At 43.0% G+C, this 17,888-nt stretch carries 19 protein-coding genes; 3 read left to right on the forward strand and 16 right to left on the reverse strand.

Translation table 11 applies throughout. From position 1 onward, the window contains the following. Positions 1-25 precede the first annotated feature (25 nt). Together IGJ17_RS15380 and IGJ17_RS15385 are read left to right on the forward strand one after the other, a co-directional pair. Positions 26-508 carry a VOC family protein gene (locus tag IGJ17_RS15380; RefSeq protein WP_005233337.1) on the forward strand — a complete coding sequence of 161 codons (483 nt, stop codon included), beginning with the start codon at positions 26-28 and terminating at the stop codon, positions 506-508. Positions 509-669: 161 nt separating this feature from the next. After that, positions 670-999, forward strand: a complete 330-nt coding sequence (locus IGJ17_RS15385) for an SdpI family protein (RefSeq protein ID WP_016611997.1) — start codon at positions 670-672, stop codon at positions 997-999. Between the two features lie 33 nt (positions 1,000-1,032). Here the strand turns inward: IGJ17_RS15385 and IGJ17_RS15390 are convergent, their stop codons facing one another. The 8 genes from IGJ17_RS15390 to arcA all read right to left on the reverse strand — a co-directional run bounded on the left by IGJ17_RS15390 (position 1,033) and on the right by arcA (position 8,549). Then, the gene (locus IGJ17_RS15390; protein ID WP_008380162.1) at positions 1,033-1,728 is read right to left on the reverse strand and encodes a YoaK family protein; all 696 of its coding nucleotides are present in this window, start codon (positions 1,726-1,728) and stop codon (positions 1,033-1,035) included. Between the two features lie 63 nt (positions 1,729-1,791). After that, the gene (locus tag IGJ17_RS15395; RefSeq protein ID WP_008380164.1) at positions 1,792-2,307 is read right to left on the reverse strand and encodes a VanZ family protein; all 516 of its coding nucleotides are present in this window, start codon (positions 2,305-2,307) and stop codon (positions 1,792-1,794) included. Positions 2,308-2,521: 214 nt separating this feature from the next. Then, positions 2,522-3,028 (reverse strand): arginine repressor, encoded by a 507-nt coding sequence (locus IGJ17_RS15400; RefSeq protein ID WP_086298764.1) that lies wholly within the window; start codon positions 3,026-3,028, stop codon positions 2,522-2,524. A 77-nt stretch (positions 3,029-3,105) separates the two neighbouring features. Further along, on the reverse strand, positions 3,106-4,557 hold the full coding sequence (locus IGJ17_RS15405) for a YfcC family protein (protein WP_008380167.1): 1,452 nt from the start codon (positions 4,555-4,557) through the stop codon (positions 3,106-3,108). 44 nt (positions 4,558-4,601) lie between these two features. Further along, on the reverse strand, positions 4,602-5,291 hold the full coding sequence (locus tag IGJ17_RS15410; RefSeq protein ID WP_005233329.1) for a Crp/Fnr family transcriptional regulator: 690 nt from the start codon (positions 5,289-5,291) through the stop codon (positions 4,602-4,604). A gap of 42 nt (positions 5,292-5,333) precedes the next feature. After that, entirely contained in the window at positions 5,334-6,269 is a 936-nt protein-coding gene (gene arcC / locus IGJ17_RS15415) for a carbamate kinase (RefSeq protein WP_142437230.1), read from the reverse strand. Positions 6,270-6,286: 17 nt separating this feature from the next. Further along, positions 6,287-7,306 carry an ornithine carbamoyltransferase gene (gene argF, locus IGJ17_RS15420; RefSeq protein WP_008380172.1) on the reverse strand — a complete coding sequence of 340 codons (1,020 nt, stop codon included), beginning with the start codon at positions 7,304-7,306 and terminating at the stop codon, positions 6,287-6,289. A 19-nt stretch (positions 7,307-7,325) separates the two neighbouring features. Continuing rightward, entirely contained in the window at positions 7,326-8,549 is a 1,224-nt protein-coding gene (gene arcA, locus IGJ17_RS15425; protein WP_008380174.1) for an arginine deiminase, read from the reverse strand. A gap of 391 nt (positions 8,550-8,940) precedes the next feature. Here arcA and IGJ17_RS15430 point away from each other — a divergent pair, with 391 nt between their 5' ends. Then, positions 8,941-10,746, forward strand: a complete 1,806-nt coding sequence (locus IGJ17_RS15430) for a M3 family oligoendopeptidase (protein ID WP_034872886.1) — start codon at positions 8,941-8,943, stop codon at positions 10,744-10,746. A gap of 47 nt (positions 10,747-10,793) precedes the next feature. Here the strand turns inward: IGJ17_RS15430 and IGJ17_RS15435 are convergent, their stop codons facing one another. The 8 genes from IGJ17_RS15435 to IGJ17_RS15470 form a co-directional block, all read right to left on the reverse strand. Continuing rightward, positions 10,794-11,261: a TspO/MBR family protein gene (locus tag IGJ17_RS15435; protein WP_005233316.1), complete on the reverse strand. Its 468-nt coding sequence runs from the start codon at positions 11,259-11,261 to the stop codon at positions 10,794-10,796. A gap of 126 nt (positions 11,262-11,387) precedes the next feature. Continuing rightward, positions 11,388-12,743 carry a PTS cellobiose transporter subunit IIC gene (gene celB, locus IGJ17_RS15440; RefSeq protein ID WP_008380179.1) on the reverse strand — a complete coding sequence of 452 codons (1,356 nt, stop codon included), beginning with the start codon at positions 12,741-12,743 and terminating at the stop codon, positions 11,388-11,390. A gap of 7 nt (positions 12,744-12,750) precedes the next feature. After that, the gene (locus IGJ17_RS15445) at positions 12,751-13,254 is read right to left on the reverse strand and encodes a hypothetical protein (RefSeq protein ID WP_086332733.1); all 504 of its coding nucleotides are present in this window, start codon (positions 13,252-13,254) and stop codon (positions 12,751-12,753) included. A gap of 15 nt (positions 13,255-13,269) precedes the next feature. After that, positions 13,270-13,584 carry a PTS cellobiose transporter subunit IIA gene (locus IGJ17_RS15450; protein WP_016620318.1) on the reverse strand — a complete coding sequence of 105 codons (315 nt, stop codon included), beginning with the start codon at positions 13,582-13,584 and terminating at the stop codon, positions 13,270-13,272. Between the two features lie 22 nt (positions 13,585-13,606). Next, positions 13,607-15,631 carry a BglG family transcription antiterminator gene (locus IGJ17_RS15455; protein ID WP_142437231.1) on the reverse strand — a complete coding sequence of 675 codons (2,025 nt, stop codon included), beginning with the start codon at positions 15,629-15,631 and terminating at the stop codon, positions 13,607-13,609. 54 nt (positions 15,632-15,685) lie between these two features. Continuing rightward, entirely contained in the window at positions 15,686-16,003 is a 318-nt protein-coding gene (locus IGJ17_RS15460) for a PTS cellobiose transporter subunit IIB (protein ID WP_429961593.1), read from the reverse strand. 297 nt (positions 16,004-16,300) lie between these two features. Next, positions 16,301-17,140, reverse strand: coding sequence for a glycosyltransferase family 8 protein (locus IGJ17_RS15465; RefSeq protein WP_008380189.1), 840 nt, complete (start codon positions 17,138-17,140; stop codon positions 16,301-16,303). Positions 17,141-17,362: 222 nt separating this feature from the next. Further along, on the reverse strand, positions 17,363-17,884 hold the full coding sequence (locus IGJ17_RS15470; RefSeq protein WP_005233313.1) for an NADPH-dependent FMN reductase: 522 nt from the start codon (positions 17,882-17,884) through the stop codon (positions 17,363-17,365). Positions 17,885-17,888 lie beyond the last annotated feature (4 nt).

Genomic DNA, 17,888 nt, shown 5'->3' on the forward strand with positions numbered 1-17,888 from the left:
AAACAAAACCTTAGGAGGAAGTATAATGACAAACACAAACACAGGCTTTTCAATGGTGAACCACGTGGGAATCACCGTCAGCAATCTCGAACGTTCCATCCAATTTTATGAAGCATTAACTGGAAAGAAAATCGCCAATCAAGATACGATCGGTGGCAAACGAATGGCGCAAACGCAAGGTTTAGAGGATACATTGATCAAATACGCCAATCTTCATTTAGACAATCTCAACATCGACCTTTTAGAATACGTCGAACCAAAATCCAACAAAGCTAGCTATTCCAATGAGCAAATCAGTGCCATGCATCTTTGTTTTGAAGTCGAAAATATTGATGAAGCCGTTGCTCGTCTAAAAGCCATCGGGGTTGAACCTGACGGTACCCCAATCGTTTTTGAAGAACAAGATGGTTTAAAAAGCGGCTTCGGGACAGGTGTTGCCTACTTTACAGATCCAGATGGTACCAATCTTGAACTGATTGCACCTAAAGGACCATTTCAACGCGGATAATTGAAAAAGGGATGGCGACTTATAGCGCCCTCCCTTTTTATTTACGCAAAACTATCTATTTTTTCAATAGTTCCCCTTCATAGAACCCTTTACAGCGAGTACAATAAATAGATAATCCTTTTTATTCGCTGATTTTCCCAACAAACCTCGCTTGAAAGGAAGTGATCTCGATCGATATTGGTCTTTTGTTGTTGATTTTTACGGGTATTTTTTTCATCGTCTTCCGGTTCTTTTACCGAGAAGAACCCAATTATATATTCGGCTTTCGCACCAAGCGCAGTACAGCCAGTGTCAGCAATTGGCGTTTTTCCCAGCAGTGGTTCTCCCTGTTGGCGATGCTCTTTCTAGGTGGGGTCATTTTGCTGCAGCGCAACGAGCTGATTGAAGAGAAATTTTACCAGATAGCCGTCCTTGGTAGCTATCTTCTAGCAGCACTGCTGGTAGAAATAGCGCTTTATCTCAAAGATTCACGCGCGAGCACCAAAAAGTAAGACGAAAAAGACATTCCGGGGAATGTCTTTTTTCTATTCTTTATTTTGACTGTGGATCGTGATTCCCAACACCAGGGCTAAAATTCCTGAAACCACCCAGATGGTCCGGTGGAATAAGAAAATTCCTAGCAAGCTGCTTAAAACCGCCCCAAAAAAGAAACCGCCGATGATCAAGGAAATAGAAATGATCTTGGGTGTCACTGATCGGTCCTGCTTAAACCCGCGCAAATACAAGTAATCAGCCAGCGAACGTAAATTGCCAGTGGTCATCGTGGTGGCATAGGGCATCCCTGCCAAGCGCCGATAAGCGGCATATTGAATCGCTGCAAAAAAAGATAATCCGGAATCAACCAGGACATTGGGTAAAGAACGCGCAAAAAAGCCCAGAACCAAAATACCGATTGCTTCAAAGATCAACGCAGCATTTTGCCAAACGATCCAACCACCAGTCGGAAAATGATGCTGCAGATAATTCGTCACCACGATCCCCACTAAAAACATACAGATTGGTGGCAGATACCGAAAGGCTTGTTCAAACTGCCCCGTTGAAAGATTGATCCCTAACAAAATAACATTCCCCGACTGCATGCTCGCAAACACTTCACCGTGAAAGAGATAGGTATAGGCATCTAAAAAGCCGCCAGCCATCGCGAGAAGAACCCCCACCGGCAAACTTTCATGCACGACAAACTCGGTTTTGCCTTTGACACTACTCAAACTTTTTTCCATTGGTTTCGCCTCTTGTTTTTTATACTTTCTAACAGCTTAACGCTTAAAAACGCCGACAACTCGTTATGTTTTGCGGCGTTTAGGTGACTTTTTCGATAACTGACAAATCAACCACCCCAAAAGAACGGCGGTCAGTGCTCCAGCTGAATCCAGCATGACATCTTGAAAAAGCGGCGTCCGTCCTCCCGTCAGCATTTGATGGTATTCATCGATCCCAGCATAGCCGGTAGCTGCTAACCAAGCAAAAAAAGCGGCTAGCCAATACGGCGTACGGCGATATACGAGAACGAAGAACAGACTGCCCCCTAAGACAAAATAGGTAAAGAAATGTGCGCCTTTACGAATGAAAAATTCCACAAATGAGAAATAGCCTTTTTCCGCAATACTGATCTCCGAACCAGCATAGGAAAAAGAAATCTTCTCTAGCCACTCTTTCAATGGTTCATTTTTTAAGATTCGTGAAAGCAACCCGATTTGTGATTGCTGCTCATAGGTTTGTGAAGAACTGATAAAGAGGATGACCATAACCGCAAGTGCGATACAAAAGTAAAAATTCGGTTCTTTCAGTAATTTTTTCATAGTTTTCACTCCTCATTTTCCTATCTTACCATTTTCATTTGGTGATGCAACTGTTTTTCCAGCAAACCGTGGTGACATTGCACACACAAAAAGAGTGCTTCCGTGAAGATTAGAAGCACTCTTTCTTTTTAAAAATAGCCATCGGTATGAAAAGCCGTCACCCGTTTGGTCGTGAGATTTTGGGGCTTGTGACGTTCAGCTCCTTCAACGATTCTCAGGGCAGTTTTGCGTTTTTTTCTCCAGTAAACAATGACGAACCCATCTCGTAGCCTTCTACATAATGGTTCAACCGATCGACCACCTCTGCTGCCGCTTCTTGTGACGGCGTGATGATCAATAAAATATCAAACCCTGCAATCGTGCCTACAATTTCTGGTAGCTCCATTTCATCAAGATAATTGGCGATCACATCGGCGCCGTTTTCAGCCGTATGAACGACAACTAAAAAGTCAATCTGCGTAATCTTTTTTAGGTACTCATACATCGAAAACGCAATTCTGTCTTCTAGATCCTGCTCTTTGGATTCAAAGATCGAATAATACGGCCGACCGTTTTTGGCATACGTTTTAGCGATGTTCATTTCCCGCATGTCTCTAGAAATCGTGGCTTGGGTAGCTGAAACATTTTCTTTTTTTAATAAATTCATCAATTCTTCTTGAGACTCAATCCGATGTAGGACAAAGAGTTTTTTGATAATTGCTTGTCGCTCTTTTTTTTTCATTTACTTGATCCGCTCCTCTCAAGTCGCCTCGCTTACTGAAATAGTTGATCCGTCTCGTTCACATCTTGAAACGTAGCTTACAAGAACAACATTGAGAAGATTAAAATGGCAAGATTGGAAATTCCGATAACCAGTAACGGTTTGCGCATAAAGCGGGTCCAAGTGGAATAGTTGACCCGAGCCAGCTCCAATCCCCCCATCACGACGCCAGAAGTTGGTGTGATCAAATTCACTAATCCGCAACCAGCAGTAAAGATCATCACCATGACGTTCGGATTGAGTCCGATGCTTTGCGCCAAGGCCCCCATGATCGGGATCGATACATACGCTAGTCCGGAAGTCGATGGAATCAAGAACGATAAGAGCAGATACAAAATGTAGGCGCCAATCACAAACAGGACAGGTGATAGACCTTCTAAAAGATGGGAAGCCCGATCCAAAATAAACAGATCCAAGTACGTCGTTTGCATAATGTAGGAAGCACCCCGTGCCACAACGATGATCAAGACAACGGATAAAATGTCTTTGACCCCATCGATAAAGTTGGTCACGATTTCTTTTTCTGAGAATCCTTGAATCAACGCAATGATGATACTGATGTAGAAGAACCACATGGCCAAATCACCAAAATACCATTCACCGAAGCTATTGCCGGTCAAAAAGGCGGTCCAACCGTCAAACACATGGATATCAAAGTCGCCCCAAGGAATCAAGGAAACCACCATGATCACAAAGGATAAACCAAAAATCGTCAAAATCAGGCGATGTTTTTGCGTAAACACCAAGGCTTCGTTCGTGTCTTTGACAAAATGTTCTTCCATTTCTTTTTGCTCTTGCAGCGATAAGATCGTGGAGCCTTTGTCGGCTTTGACTTTTTTGGCATAAGACATCACCACAAAGATACAGTATGCGGTCGTGACTAACCAAAGCAATGCCCCGACTACTAAGATCGTGCCATTGTTTGGGGCAATATCGATGCTTCGCAAGGCATCCATCGCAACGCCGGTCGCAAAGGGATTGACGGTGGAGCCAATCACGCCGGCACCAGCACCCAGCATAACGGTTCCTGCTGCGACGATCGTATCAAAACCTGATGCCACCATCGTTATTGCTAATAAGGAATAAAAAGGAATCGTTTCTTCCGCCATTCCATAAGTGGAGCCGCCGATCGAAAACAAGATCATTAAAATCGGAATCAAAATCAACTCATTGCCTTTGAGTTTTTTGACCAAATGCTGAATCCCGGCTTCCAAAGCGCCTGTTCGCGTGACGATATTCAAAAAACCACCCAAACAGAGAATAAACACACAGATCTCGATCGCATCACGAAATCCGTTAAAAGGCGCCATAAAGAAATCAGAAAACTTGGCACCCACCACTTGGCTGACCATCTCTTCTTGGCCTGCTGGTAAAGAAGGCGCAAAAGGCTGCCCTGCTAAGAGCCAGGAAGCGACCGTCAAGGCGATAATGATCAGAAATAAGATACTGAATGATGTCAGCGACTTTTTTTCTTTTTGCTTTTTTTTCATCTGTGTTCCCCCTTTTTTGAATCGATCCTATTTGCTGCCAGCCATTACTTGGCAACATGAGAAAAATAATCTTGGTCATAAATAATGAGTTCTTTGTAGCGATAATAAATCTTTCTTTTATGCACGAGCGCCTTGAGCGTTTGACTGACTGTCTCTCGCGTCGTTCCACTGTACTTGGCTATATCATTGATAAAAACTGGAAAAGGGATGCGAATCTGCTCACCTTGTGTCTGCCCATGCTCGATCATCAAAAGACCAATCGTATTAACGACTCTTGTTTGCGCGCTGGAGGTGACACAATACTCGACACGGCGTCTTTGCTTTTCCAACTGCCGGCTCATTTGCTGATTGAGCCACAGCAACTGACTTGTAGACGAAACGACTAGCGGTTCAAACAGTGACATCGCTGCAAACTGCACGACAATGTCTGTTGCAGCGAATGCCGATACATCATAGTTGTCTCTTTCAAACAAGCCAATCAAAGGAAATAACTGATCTGGCCCAACAAAATCTACATAACAATAGGAATCAGTTCCGTCGGTCTTTTCGATCCGTACAAGTCCTTCTATCACAAGGAATATCCGATCTCTTACGTCGCCTTCATAAAAAAGCACTTGACCTTTTTTGTACGTACGGCAGTAAATATGCTCTTTCAAACGCTGCTGATTTTCTTCTTCCAGCCATTGAAAGCTGTTCGCTCTTGTTGATGGATCTTTTATTTGGTGGTCGATCATTTTTCTCACTCCAATGTTTTGGGTCTTGCTTTGCTGCTTCGCTTACTTCCAGGTGATCTGCGTGCCAGCATCATCGATAGCTGCCAGCTTGTCTAAAGAAGTAATCACTGCCCGTTTTTCCGCCCCCATTTTGACAAAGTTCAAAGCGGCTTGTACTTTCGGCAACATACTACCTGGTGAAAAATGGTCTTCATCGACATAGGTTTCCAATTCCGCGGCGGTCACATGATCCAACCACTGCTCACTTTCCTTGCCAAAGTTCAAAGCGATTTTTTCTACGCCCGTTAAAATGATCAGCTGATCCGCATCGACTAATCGAGCCAATTTTTCAGAAGCAAAATCTTTATCGATCACGGCTTCAACACCCAGGCCATTGTCTAGCACGGGAATGCCGCCGCCTCCTGCACAAATGACGATCGTGTTTTGTTCAATCAGCGCTTTGATGCTGGCAACTTCTTGGATCGCTTGTGGTGCAGGACTAGCCACGACTTTCCGCCAGCCACGACCAGCATCTTCCCGGTAGATGGCATCTGAAGCCGCCATGGCTTCTTTGGCAGCCGTTTCCGTTAAGAACGGCCCGATTGGTTTTGTCGGATGGGCAAATGCTGGATCTTGGGCATCGACTGTAATTTCCGTGACCACAGTCACCACCGGCTTCGCTATTTGTGCTGCTTTCAACTGGATTCTCAGCTCATTTTGCAACCAATAGCCAATACTGCCTTGGGTCATGGCGACACAGGTATCTAAAGGCATTGCTGGGTTTTTGCTAGAATCGCTCGCTTGCTGCTGCAAAACCAGGTTTCCCACTTGGGGACCATTCCCATGAGTAATGATCAAATTGACGTCTTTTCGGATCAAGGGAATCAGATAGTCCACGGTCTGTTTGAGTCGTTCTTTTTGCCCTTTGGCACTGGCATCTTCTGCTAAGATGGCGTTGCCGCCAAGGGCGACAACGATCGTTGGTTTCTTTTCACTCATCTGCTCACTGCTCCTTCTCACACTCTAGGAATAAATAGATCGCCTAATGTTACTGCCATGATCGCTTTGATCGAGTGCATCCGGTTTTCAGCCTCTTCAAATTGACGACCCCAGTGACTACGGAAAATATCGTCTGTGATCTCCATTTCAGAAATGCCAAATTTTTCTTCGATCATTTTTCCATACGTCGTATTCGTATCATGGAACGCTGGCAAGCAGTGCAGCACGATCAAGCCATCGTCTTGTTTTCCGGTGGCCATCACCATTTCGCGGTTGATCTGGTAATCTTTCAACAGCTTCACCCGCTCTTCGAACTGGTCTTCTTCCCCCATTGACACCCAAACATCGGTATACAAGACGTCTGCATCTTTGACGCCTTTTTGGATATCATCTGTTACCATCAACTGACTGCCAGATTCTTTAGCAAATTTGTTGGCATAGTCTGTCACTTCTTGCGCTGGGAAAAGTTCTTTTGGTGCACAGATACGAACGTTGACCCCTAAAATTGCCCCCGTCACTAACAAACTATTCGCCATATTGTTCCGGCCGTCGCCCACATAAACTAGCGTAATGTTTTCCAAGGTGCCGAAGTTTTCTTTGATGGTCATAAAGTCAGCGATCATTTGGGTTGGGTGCCATTCATCGGTTAAGCCATTCCAAACAGGAACACCGGAGAATTTGGCTAAATCTTCAACGACTTGTTGACTGAATCCACGAAACTCAATACCGTCAAACATGCTGCCTAAAACTTTTGCTGTATCTTCGACAGATTCTTTTTTGCCTAGCTGAATATCATTCGCGCCTAAAAATTCTGGATGGGCACCAAGATCGATGGCAGCTGTCGTAAAGGCCGCCCGTGTCCGAGTCGATGTTTTTTCAAACAAAAGGGCAATGTTCTTGCCTTCTAAATAACGATGAGAAATATTTTGTTTTTTCAATTGTTTTAAATAGATTGAAAAATCAATGAGGTATTCTAACTCGGCTTTCGTAAAATCTTTTTCTGCTAAAAAACTTCTTCCTTTAAATACTTGTTCCATCGATGATTCCTCCTCTGATTTAAATATCTTCTCTAACAAATGGCATGCTCATGCAACGAGGACCGCCACGACCACGAACCAATTCACTGCCGGAGATTTTGTGCAATTTGATACCGGCTTCTGCCAACTTCTGATTGGTGATGGTATTGCGGTCATATACGACGACTTCGCCAGGTGCGATCGTCAAGGTATTGGAACCGTCATTCCATTGTTCCCGAGCTGCTGCAATCAAATCACTGCCGCCGCAACGAATCAATTCAACCGTATTTAGTTCTAGATAGCGACATAAAATATTTTCCAACGTGTCCTTTTCTTCTTTGATCGTCACCCCATCACCTGCTCGTGAGATTGAATAAACCGTCAGCTCTCCTTCGATTTCTGGATGGATCGTAAACTTGTCATGATCGACCATTGTAAATACCGTATCTAAATGCATGAATTTGCGCTCTTGACCAATGTCAAACGCTAGAACATACTCAAAGCTTGGCTCATTTTCGAACACTTTGCGGGCCAGCTGCTCAATCGAAGCGGCATCCGTTCGTTGCGAGATACCAATCGCCAACACATGTTTTGACAGAACTAATTCGTCGCCACCTTCGATGCGGGTTGGTTGAGCGCGATCATAAAGCATATGAGGCGGATTTTGCTGGAACATTGGATGATGAGCAAAAATATATTTGCCGTATAACGTTTCGCGCCGTCTTGTTTCTGAATACATGCGATTCAAGGATACTCCGTTACCAATCGTCGCAAAGGGATCTCGTGTAAAATACAAATTTGGCATTGGATCGATCAGAAATGGGTATTGATCATCCACGGTCCCAGCGAGGCTCTGGGTATTTGGCAGCTCCAGTTCATTTTTGGCTAAACCAGCCATAGTTTTGTCGATCAGTTCCCGATCATTGTCACAAGACATAAAATAATCCGTGACTTCTTTGATGATCTCAGAACTTTGGATTGTAGTTTCCGCTAAATAATCCTTGAGAAATTGCTGTTTGATTTCTGGTGACGTGAGCGATTCAGCAGCTAAATCTTCTAGATACAACACCTCCACATCATTTTGACGTAGGACTTCCGCAAACCGATCATGTTCTGCTCTGGCTTGTTCCAAAAAAGGAATATCATCAAATAGCAGGCGGTTCAAATGATCAGGAACAAGGTTCTCCAATTCCCGACCAGGGCGGTGAAGCATGACTTGCTTCAATCGTCCAATCTCTGAAAAAACATGAATAGCATTTGGCATTTTTCTTCCTCCTTCTTCTGTTTACACCTCTATGCTACCTAATTGTATACGCTTTCGCAGTGGTATATTTCGTGTTCTTTTCGCAAAGGATTTGGCATTATGCATGAAAAAGCGAATATCGCTCATCAGGCGTTTTTTTACTCGCTGTTTTTTTTCATATGTAATATTTATCCATCGATTTTTTTCTAAGAATTTGATGAGGATGTGATAGTTTTTTTATTTTTGACGTTTTTCCGCCCTATCAATAGATCAAGGAGTTATACATTCCATTTTTTGTTTTTGGTACAGTTTCATCAAGAACCCTTATTTCATAAGGATTCTGATGGTTGCGACCAAATTTCGTTATGCTATACTTAATAAGATCGAAGGAAAAGAAAGGGGTTTGATAGGAATGACCTATTCAATCAATTGGAATCTGGAAACAATCTTTCCGGGAGGCAGCGATTCTGTTCAATTAAAAGAACGCATGAGCCAACTGGAAGAACAAATTGCAAATTACCGAACAACAGTCGATGCATGGTCGCCCAACAGCGAAGACGATGCAGCAAAATTAGAAGAGTTACTTGATTTATCCGCAACTATTAGTCAAGGATTTTCACAATGCGGCAGCTTTATCAATGCCTTGCTTTCAGCGAATGTCAATGACAGCAAAGCCAAAATCCTGACGGGTGACCTCTACGCAAAATTGCCAGCACTGCAAGCAGCACAAACCGTTTTCTCGAAAAAATTGACAGAAATTTCTGAGGATGATTGGACAGCACTAGTTAAAGCGGAAAACTTAGCACCTGTCGCTTTTCGTTTAAGCGAGATTCGCCGCGACGGCAAAGAATTGTTATCCGAAGCAGAAGAGACCATCATCAACACTTTAAATTTAGATGGCTTGAATGCTTGGAGCCAACATTACGATACGATCGTTGCCTCGATCGAAATTCCTTTCCTTCAAGAAGACGGCACGACGATCAAGTTTTCAGCTGGTCAAGCCTTCAATAAAATGATGGGTGATCCTGATCCGGAAGTTCGTGCGCGTTTATTCGACACTTGGGAAAAGACGTGGGCAGAAAAAGAAGACCTCTTTGCGGATACCTTGAACCACTTAGACGGTTTCCGCCTTTCTACCTTCAAACTTCACGGTGTCACTGATTACTTGAAGGAACCATTAGAATACAATCGTCTGCAAAAAGCGACATTGGATGCTATGTGGGGCACAATCCAAAAGAACAAACAGCCAATCGTTGATTTCTTGACTCGCAAAGCCCAGCTTTTCGGCAAAGAAAAAATGGAATGGCAAGACCAAGATGCGCCAATCATCCTTGGGGACATGGAAGAAAGAACCTACACCTTTGATGAAGCAGCTGACTTTATTTTGACCAACTTCCGTAAGTTCAGTCCGAAAATGGCTGACTTTGCCCAAGTTGCTTTTGAAAAAAGCTGGATCGAAGCAGAAGATCGTCCCGGCAAACGTCCTGGCGGCTATTGCACCAGCTTGCCAGAAACCAAAGAGTCACGTATTTTCATGACCTACAGCAATTCAGTCAACGAAGTAGCGACGCTTGCCCATGAGCTAGGTCACGCGTTTCACAGCAGCGTTCTTTGGGAGCTGCCAGAATTAAACCGCAACTATGCCATGAACGTTGCCGAAACAGCAAGTACCTTTGCTGAATTGATCGTTGCTGATGCAACCCTCAAAGAAGCAACGACAAAAGAAGAAAAAATCAATCTATTGGATGCTAAAATGCAAAATGCGATCGCGATGTTCATGAACATCCACGCACGTTTTATTTTTGAGAACAGCTTCTATCAAGCTCGTCAAAAGGGCTTGGTTTCAGCGGAACAAATCACGGAAATGATGACTGCGGCGCAAAAAGAAAGCTATGCGGATGGGTTAGCGACTTATCACCCACATTTCTGGGCAGCCAAATTGCACTTCTTTATTGACGATGTGCCGTTCTACAACTTCCCTTATACCTTTGGTTACCTCTTTAGTATGGGGATCTACGCGTATGCCAATGAAAAAGGGTCTAGCTTTGAAGAAGAATACATTGCTTTATTGCAAGATACTGCTTCAATGACGACGGAAGAACTGGCGCAAAAACACCTTGGTGTCGATTTAACGAAACCAGACTTCTGGCAAGCAGGGATCGACATGGTCCTAAAAGATGTTGCCAGCTTTATGGAATTGACTGAAGACTATATCTAAAAGAAAAAACCCTCTTCCAACAAGACGCTTGGAAGAGGGTTTTTCTATCAGGCATTCAATAAAGTTAAGCCAATCGTTAAGTAGCCGGCGTATAAACACCAAATCAAATAAGGAATAAACAAGTACATCGCTTTTTTGTCGATGCGAGCAAAGAGGATCATACAAATAATCACTGATAACACTAACAAGACAATAATGACCGTTCCTGCCCAGTAAGCATTCCAGCCAAAGAAAACGATACTCCAAAAGAAGTTTAATACTTGCTGGATCGCAAAGAAGATGTAGGCATTCTTTTTAAGCGCTGGATTGACTTTGGCGACGATCAACAGATACAACGCCGTTCCCATAAAGGCATACAAAATCGTCCAAACGATCCCAATGATCCCGCCAGGAGGGGCTAAAAAGGGTTTTTCCATTTGCGCATACGTTCCGGCAATGTCCCCTGCAAACAAACTCGAGATGATTCCTGTTGCTTCAATGCCGATCACACAGACCAGCCAAATTAAAAATTTCATGTTCTCCACTCCTTCTTTTTTTCATAACTCACTAGTTTCATCGTACCATCGAATCGAAAAAAAGCAGAATAGAACGCTTAAAAAAAGAAACGGCCGTGTGGACGTTTCTTTCTTATTCCTTTCGATTTATGCTGCTTGTTCCCCTTCTTGGGCTTCTTGCTTGACTAGGCCTGCGTCATAAGAACGAGCGAATGGGAAGTAGATCAAAAAGGCAACGCCTGCACATAAGAAAGCACAAACTGCGGCTTTCCAATCGCCTCCACTTCCAATAAATGCGCCGATGCCGATTGGAGAAGGCCATGGCATTTGGGCGATCATCGGTCGAATGATTTCCAATTCGATCGCAAAATAGGCAATCGATGCGGATGCCATCGGTGCTAAGAAAAAGGGAATCGCTAAGAAAGGATTATAAATCAAAGGAATCCCGAAAATCAACGGCTCGTTAATATTGAATAATGCTGGAATGATCGAAGCTTTTCCTAACACTCTTAATTGTTTTGATTTCGCCAGATAAACCAAGAATAAAGCGAGACCTAGCGTTGCCCCTGAACCACCGACGGTCACATACGCATTGTTAAACTCACCAGCTAATGCAAAATTGGCGCCCTCAGCATTGGCTGTCAAATTGCCTAAGGTGATTGGCGTCAATACAGAAAAAATGATATTTGCGCCATGAATCCCTACTAACCATAATGCACTGACTAAAAAGTAAATCACCATCAAACCTAACCAACTGTTGGTCAAATTGGTAACAAACCCAAAAGGTACCGCAATGATTTGGAAAATATCCGTTCCTGCTGCAACTAATGCGCCATTGATGATAAGAACCGTGAAGGCCACAACAAAGGCGGGAATCAATGCTGTAAAGGCACGGGCAACCCCTAATGGGACTTCTTCAGGCATTTTGATGACCCATTTTTTCGTCACACATAAACGGTACAACTGAACGGCCAACACCGCCATAATGATACCGGTAAATATCCCGGTCGTTCCCAAACGCTCCACCCCGTCGCCACCGATCGCCCAGCCATTGATGATAGCATTTTCTTGATCGGTGATCCGTGACATGTTGCCATCCACAATCATCAATTGTGGGATCGACATGAAAAAGGCAAACATCGATAATAACGCCCCACTCATAGGCGCAAGATCCAACTCTTCTTCTTCCGCATAGATCTTGGTGTATTCATAGCCGAGAACGATACAAAAATATAATGCCAAAAGTCCCATTGTCGTGCTGTTTGCCAGCATATACAATTCACTGACTCTGAAAAAAGTATTATTGAAGAAATCTTCTAAAAAGGTAAAGGTCTGCGGCAATACATTGATAACTAAAAACATCGAGCCAACGATCGTAAAAGGAATCGAAGCCATCCCAGCAGCCATGATGGCACGTACGATTTTGAACTGTGCCACTTTTCCTAACGGTCCCATGACGGCCGTTTCTAAGAGACTGAACAACTTGCTATTTGATTGTTCCATAATGTAACTACTTCCCTTCAATGAGTTTTTGGTATTCTTTAATATATCCATAATACGTATCTTTTTTGTGACGGATCTTATTCACACGCTGCAAACATAGCGCAGCTAACGTTAGCCCCACACTAAGCCAGAGTGTAAGAATGCCTCGATTGTGCAGTGTATTATCAAGAAAAGGAAAAACGAATGAAAACAGAGGAGAGAAGAAACAAACGGCGCATAAAAGGAGATTCATCGTCAGTTGACAAAGATAAAACAAGCGCGTCCACCGCAGTTTTTCTGCTATTTGCTCTGAGTGGCTGCCATAAAGGCGCACGTATTCTCCAATTGCCGAAATAGCCAAAACCAACAGCGCCAGCGGAAGAATCAGGAGTAGGGCATTGCTGGCCATCGCAGCCAATAACCAATAAAGATTTGCAAAGAAAAACACTGCTAATACATACCTTAGAAATAAAAAGCGATTAAACCGAAAATTTTTTTCTGCCATTTTTTTCTGTTGTTCTTGATTGGTCATTTGTTCCCTTCCTTTCTACCGCTCTCGCTGGTATAACGCCAGCATTTCAATCGCCACTTCTCGCAAAGTCATCGTTGTCATTAGATGATCTTGTGCATGGACCATGATAATCTCCATGTCGATTTTTTCGCCGCTGGCGTATTCTTGTAATAAGCCCGTCTGTGCTTTATGGGCCTCTACTAGTGCTTCATTTGCTTGATCCAGTTTTGCTTGTGCTGCTTCAAAAGTTCCTTGGCGCATCTCTTGGAATGCTTCATGAACGATTGTCCGAGCATCCCCGCTGCTAAGAATGATTTGAAAAGCGGTCTCTTGTAATTTTTCTGATTCCATTGTTCTTTCTCCCTTACATGTGCTATATATGTGCTTCTAGGTGATACCCAATAAAACATTTCATAAAATGTTCAAAATCACCACTTGCTATGAGTGCATCTTTAAATGATTCATCTTCAATGATCGGTACTAACAGTTGGCTGATTTTGTTCAATTCTACTTGCCCCAATCGATCAGGGGAAAGTAAGAAAATCAGCTGGATCTGGTCATGCTCGTCATCCCATTTTATGCCTTGTTTTAGTATAGCAACGGCCGCATAAGCATCATTGGTGATCGGTTCAATGGGGTGCGCCACCGCCAAATGATCCGAAAAAGCTACTGAGCTATAGGCTTCTCGTAAAGCAAGCTGCTTGCCTAGCGCTTCTTTCACTGAACGTTTTTCCAAGCCTTCAATTTTCGTCAGCAACTGATCCATAACAGTTGCTTTGTCAGTCTCTTCCTCTATCAGCAGAAAAAGTTCTGAGCGAAAGCTGGTCTCAATCAATTCCCGCTCCTTGTCAGATAAAGATTTCGGCTGTTGTTTCAGTATGCTACCATACTGTTTTTTGATTTTATACTGCTTCAACTGGCGATTGATTTTTTGGATATCTTTTTTATCTAAAAAAACACTGACGGTGACGATGGGGATATTTAGAACCACATCTGGTACTTTGATGGATGAAATGATCAAATCGATCCCTGCTAGTTTTTGTTCACTGATTTCGTAATAGCTGATCATATCTTCAATCACGATTTTTGAACCAAGTTCGTGTTCCAAACGATTTTTTAACATTTGCGAACTACCAATTCCTGTTGCACAGATCACTATGACCTTGGCTTTTTGTTGATTCGCTAAGCGTTCCATCGCAGCAGTTAAATGGATCGTCAAATAGGCAAGCTCTCCTTCGGTCACTCTATAGGGGGCAAAGAAGGGAACATCAGAAAAATGCCGAATCGTTAACTGAAAAAAGTCACTGTAATCTTTTTTGATGGTCTCTAGCAAAGGATTCTCCATACTCGTACCGTTATTCAATCGTTGCAATAAGGGGGTGATATGCATCATCAGCCCTTCTATCAACAGTGGATCTTCGACTAAGCAAAAGCCGGTTTCTTGATCGATTTTATGCAAAACAGCTAACAGCTGTTGTTTCACCTCGTTATCATCTAAATCGATCTGTTCACGGATAGTTTCGGAAACTAGTTTGTTTTTTAAGTGAATGGCGATATAAAAAGCCTCTTCTGGCGGCAAAGCAATGCTCATCTGTTGGCGAATCTTCTCAACGATCTCTATAGCCGACTGGTATTCTGCTTCTTGTTCCAATTCAGGATCCTGCGGATGCAGCTGGATCTCAAAGCCCGACTGCAGCCGTTTTATCGCTAAGCCTATATGCAGGACGATCGTGTAGATCATAAAATCAGAGAGTTTCAAAAAGTATTTACGGCAGGTGTCCAAGACGATGATCACGATCTCCTCGATCGCTATCCCCTCTAACAGATGTTTGTACATTGAGAATGCATAAAGATTGTCTTGCAGGCGATTCATGAAAAAGTAATTCATGATGAAATGCCGCAGACTGTTTTCAGATCCTTCAACATAAATGCCTTGGCTGGTTCGATGTTTCAACTCGATCGTATAAGGCTTTAATAATTGCTTGATTTCAACGATATCATTTGAAATCGTCGAGCGCGAAACACATAGATCCGCTGCTAAATCATCAACAAAAACGGGCTTATGCCCAAATAACAATTGATTTAGCAAAAAATATTGCCGGTCATTGGCTTCATTGATCGTGGTTAGATCGTCAGCTGTTGGCCTGAGATTGGTCTTCTCTGAATAAAACAGATCAAAGGAACGCTGGTCCGTGATGTTCAAGCGATACCCCTGTCCTTGCTTGGCACAAATTTGACCAAGCTTATGGTTCTTCAGGATAAGACCCAGACCTTGAAGGTACTTGCGAGCAGTCCGATCCGAGACCCCCAGTTGATTTGCGATCTGTTTGCTGCTAGTGTATGTGTTGCGGTTTTGGTAGAGCATCTTTAGCATGATGATTTCTTTTTTACTCAACATTATTCATCAACCTTTTTCATCAACCTATTTTCATCTAGCTACTTGTTTGAACTGCTATTTGATATTTTGTTCTACCACAGCAGCTAATTTTTCAATACCCATCGGTATCGGAACATAGGCTTGGGGCGGAATATTTACGATGGGTCGTTGGTACTTGATGGCAGCTTTTTCAAGATTCGCAAAGTACATCTTAGTTTGAGGGCTGACTAAGTATAGGTCGTATTCATCTTTGGCGATCGTGGCTGCTCCTTGAGAGGCAGACGTTGCATCTAGTTCAATTTCTTTTCCTCGCTCTTTAAAATATTCCATCGTTTTTTTGGCAATGACCGATGAAGACATACCGCCTGCACAGATGATTAATGCTTTTTTCATATAGTTTTCCTCCTTAACGAATACACTCATTTTCACTATCTATGTTCAGTAGCTGCTAAATAGTGGTGTAGTACTGATTTTCCTTACGTTGAATAAATCAGTTGCTCACCTGATTTAGCATGGCAATGGGTTGATAATGTCATCATAATAGATAGCGCTTTCTTTTTGAACACAAGGTGTTTCCTTATCGATGCGGAAGCAAATTAGATGCGTCTACTTGATTTTACAAGAATTCCCTTCAAAAAATGATCGAAAAAAAAGCTTTACCTGTCTTTTGTCCAAGTAAAGCTTTTTTAATCATACGCTCTTTGATTGTTCCTCTTCAAACTTCCGCCGTTCATTTTCTACATATTTGTATAACGAACCGTAGCGGCTGCGATAGCCTTTCTTCCATGGTTTCTCTTTGCCGCAAAAATGCAGCAAAACGGTATGTTCGATGACCCAATCCAAACTCCATTCCCCTAGGCTGATCGTCTCATACGTACGGTTTTTCCGTACATCATAGTTATAGAGCTGATCAGGAATCGCCAGCACCCGATCACCATATAACCCATTTAAAATATCTTGATCCGGCAAAAAGAGGTTCAAATGATTTTTCTCAATGAAGGCTGCGATTTCTGTTTCTTTGACCTCTTGCCGTAGCTGGTGCACATTCATCAGCAAGACACCTGAATTATAGTAGCCTTCTGACTCATAATTGCGCAAACGGACTTTATTGATGACCGTCGTCACTTCTGTCAGCTTGGAATGACTGGCAGCGGCATACAGAAAATCCCCTAACGTCAGCTCATACAAGGGGCGCAAATCATTGATGCACAAAATATCCGCATCCAGATACAGGATTTTTTCCACCTGCTGCGGCAAGTAATTTTGTGCCAACAATCGATAGTAGATTGATTCTGGGTAGCGGTCACTAACTGGTGCCGTTTTAAAGATCGAACCAGAACCGATGATGACGGGATGATAGGTCATCGCCAATTTTTGACAAAAGACCTCTAGCTCTGCACCTTGCCTCAATTCTTTTTCTTGTAAGACATAGACATCGAAAGATGCTGCTGTCGTATGGCGTTTGATTGAATATAACGTTGTTTTTAATTGTTCACTGAATCGATCATCAATCGCAAAAAGTAGATTCATGCTCTTGTTCACTCCTCTGTTACTGGATGCACTCGTTGGGCAAAAAATCGAACGCAGTTGCCCGCATCTTCTGTTCTTCTAGTATACCCGATTTTTAGTCATTCTTTCAGTGAAATAGCCTTTCCAGTGAAAACCATTCCTTGGAAACGCAAAAAAATGCTGCTCCATTCAATGAATGAAACAGCAAATGATCGATGATAAATGGTGACCTCCTAAAACAGATCAGCGAATCGTGGCAAAAGCTTTTGACCACAACAACAATTCATCCAGCATGTCATTGACACCTGCAGCCATGTGCGCACCGGGTTTGAAGGTACTGAAATTTTCAAAATCTGTGAAGAGATTGAAGGCTGGGTTAGTCCGCACGGTGGCAACTTTTTGTTCAGCTAAAACGTTACGCAATTGTTCAGCGGCACGAATCCCACCGCCAGAACCATAACTGACGATCCCAGCTGCTTTATCAAACCATTCTTCCCGTGCAGAGTCTACGGCATTTTTCAAGGAAGCCGCAAAACCGTGGTTGTATTCTTGTACGATGAAGATATAGCCATCTAATTCAGCGATTTTTTTGTTCCACGCCATGTTTGGCTCAGCCGTTCCCATAAACGGTAAATCAAATGCCTTTACATCAACGATCTCAAACTGATGCTCTGACCGTTGAGTAGCAATTTCTTGAATATATGCTCCGACTTGCGGACTTACGCGTCCTTCTCTTGTACTGCCTAAAATAATACCAAATTTCATGATA

It is taken from the genome of Enterococcus sp. DIV1096b, from assembly GCF_050498765.1.
In the GTDB taxonomy this organism is placed as follows: Bacteria; Bacillota; Bacilli; order Lactobacillales; family Enterococcaceae; genus Enterococcus_D; species Enterococcus_D entomosocium.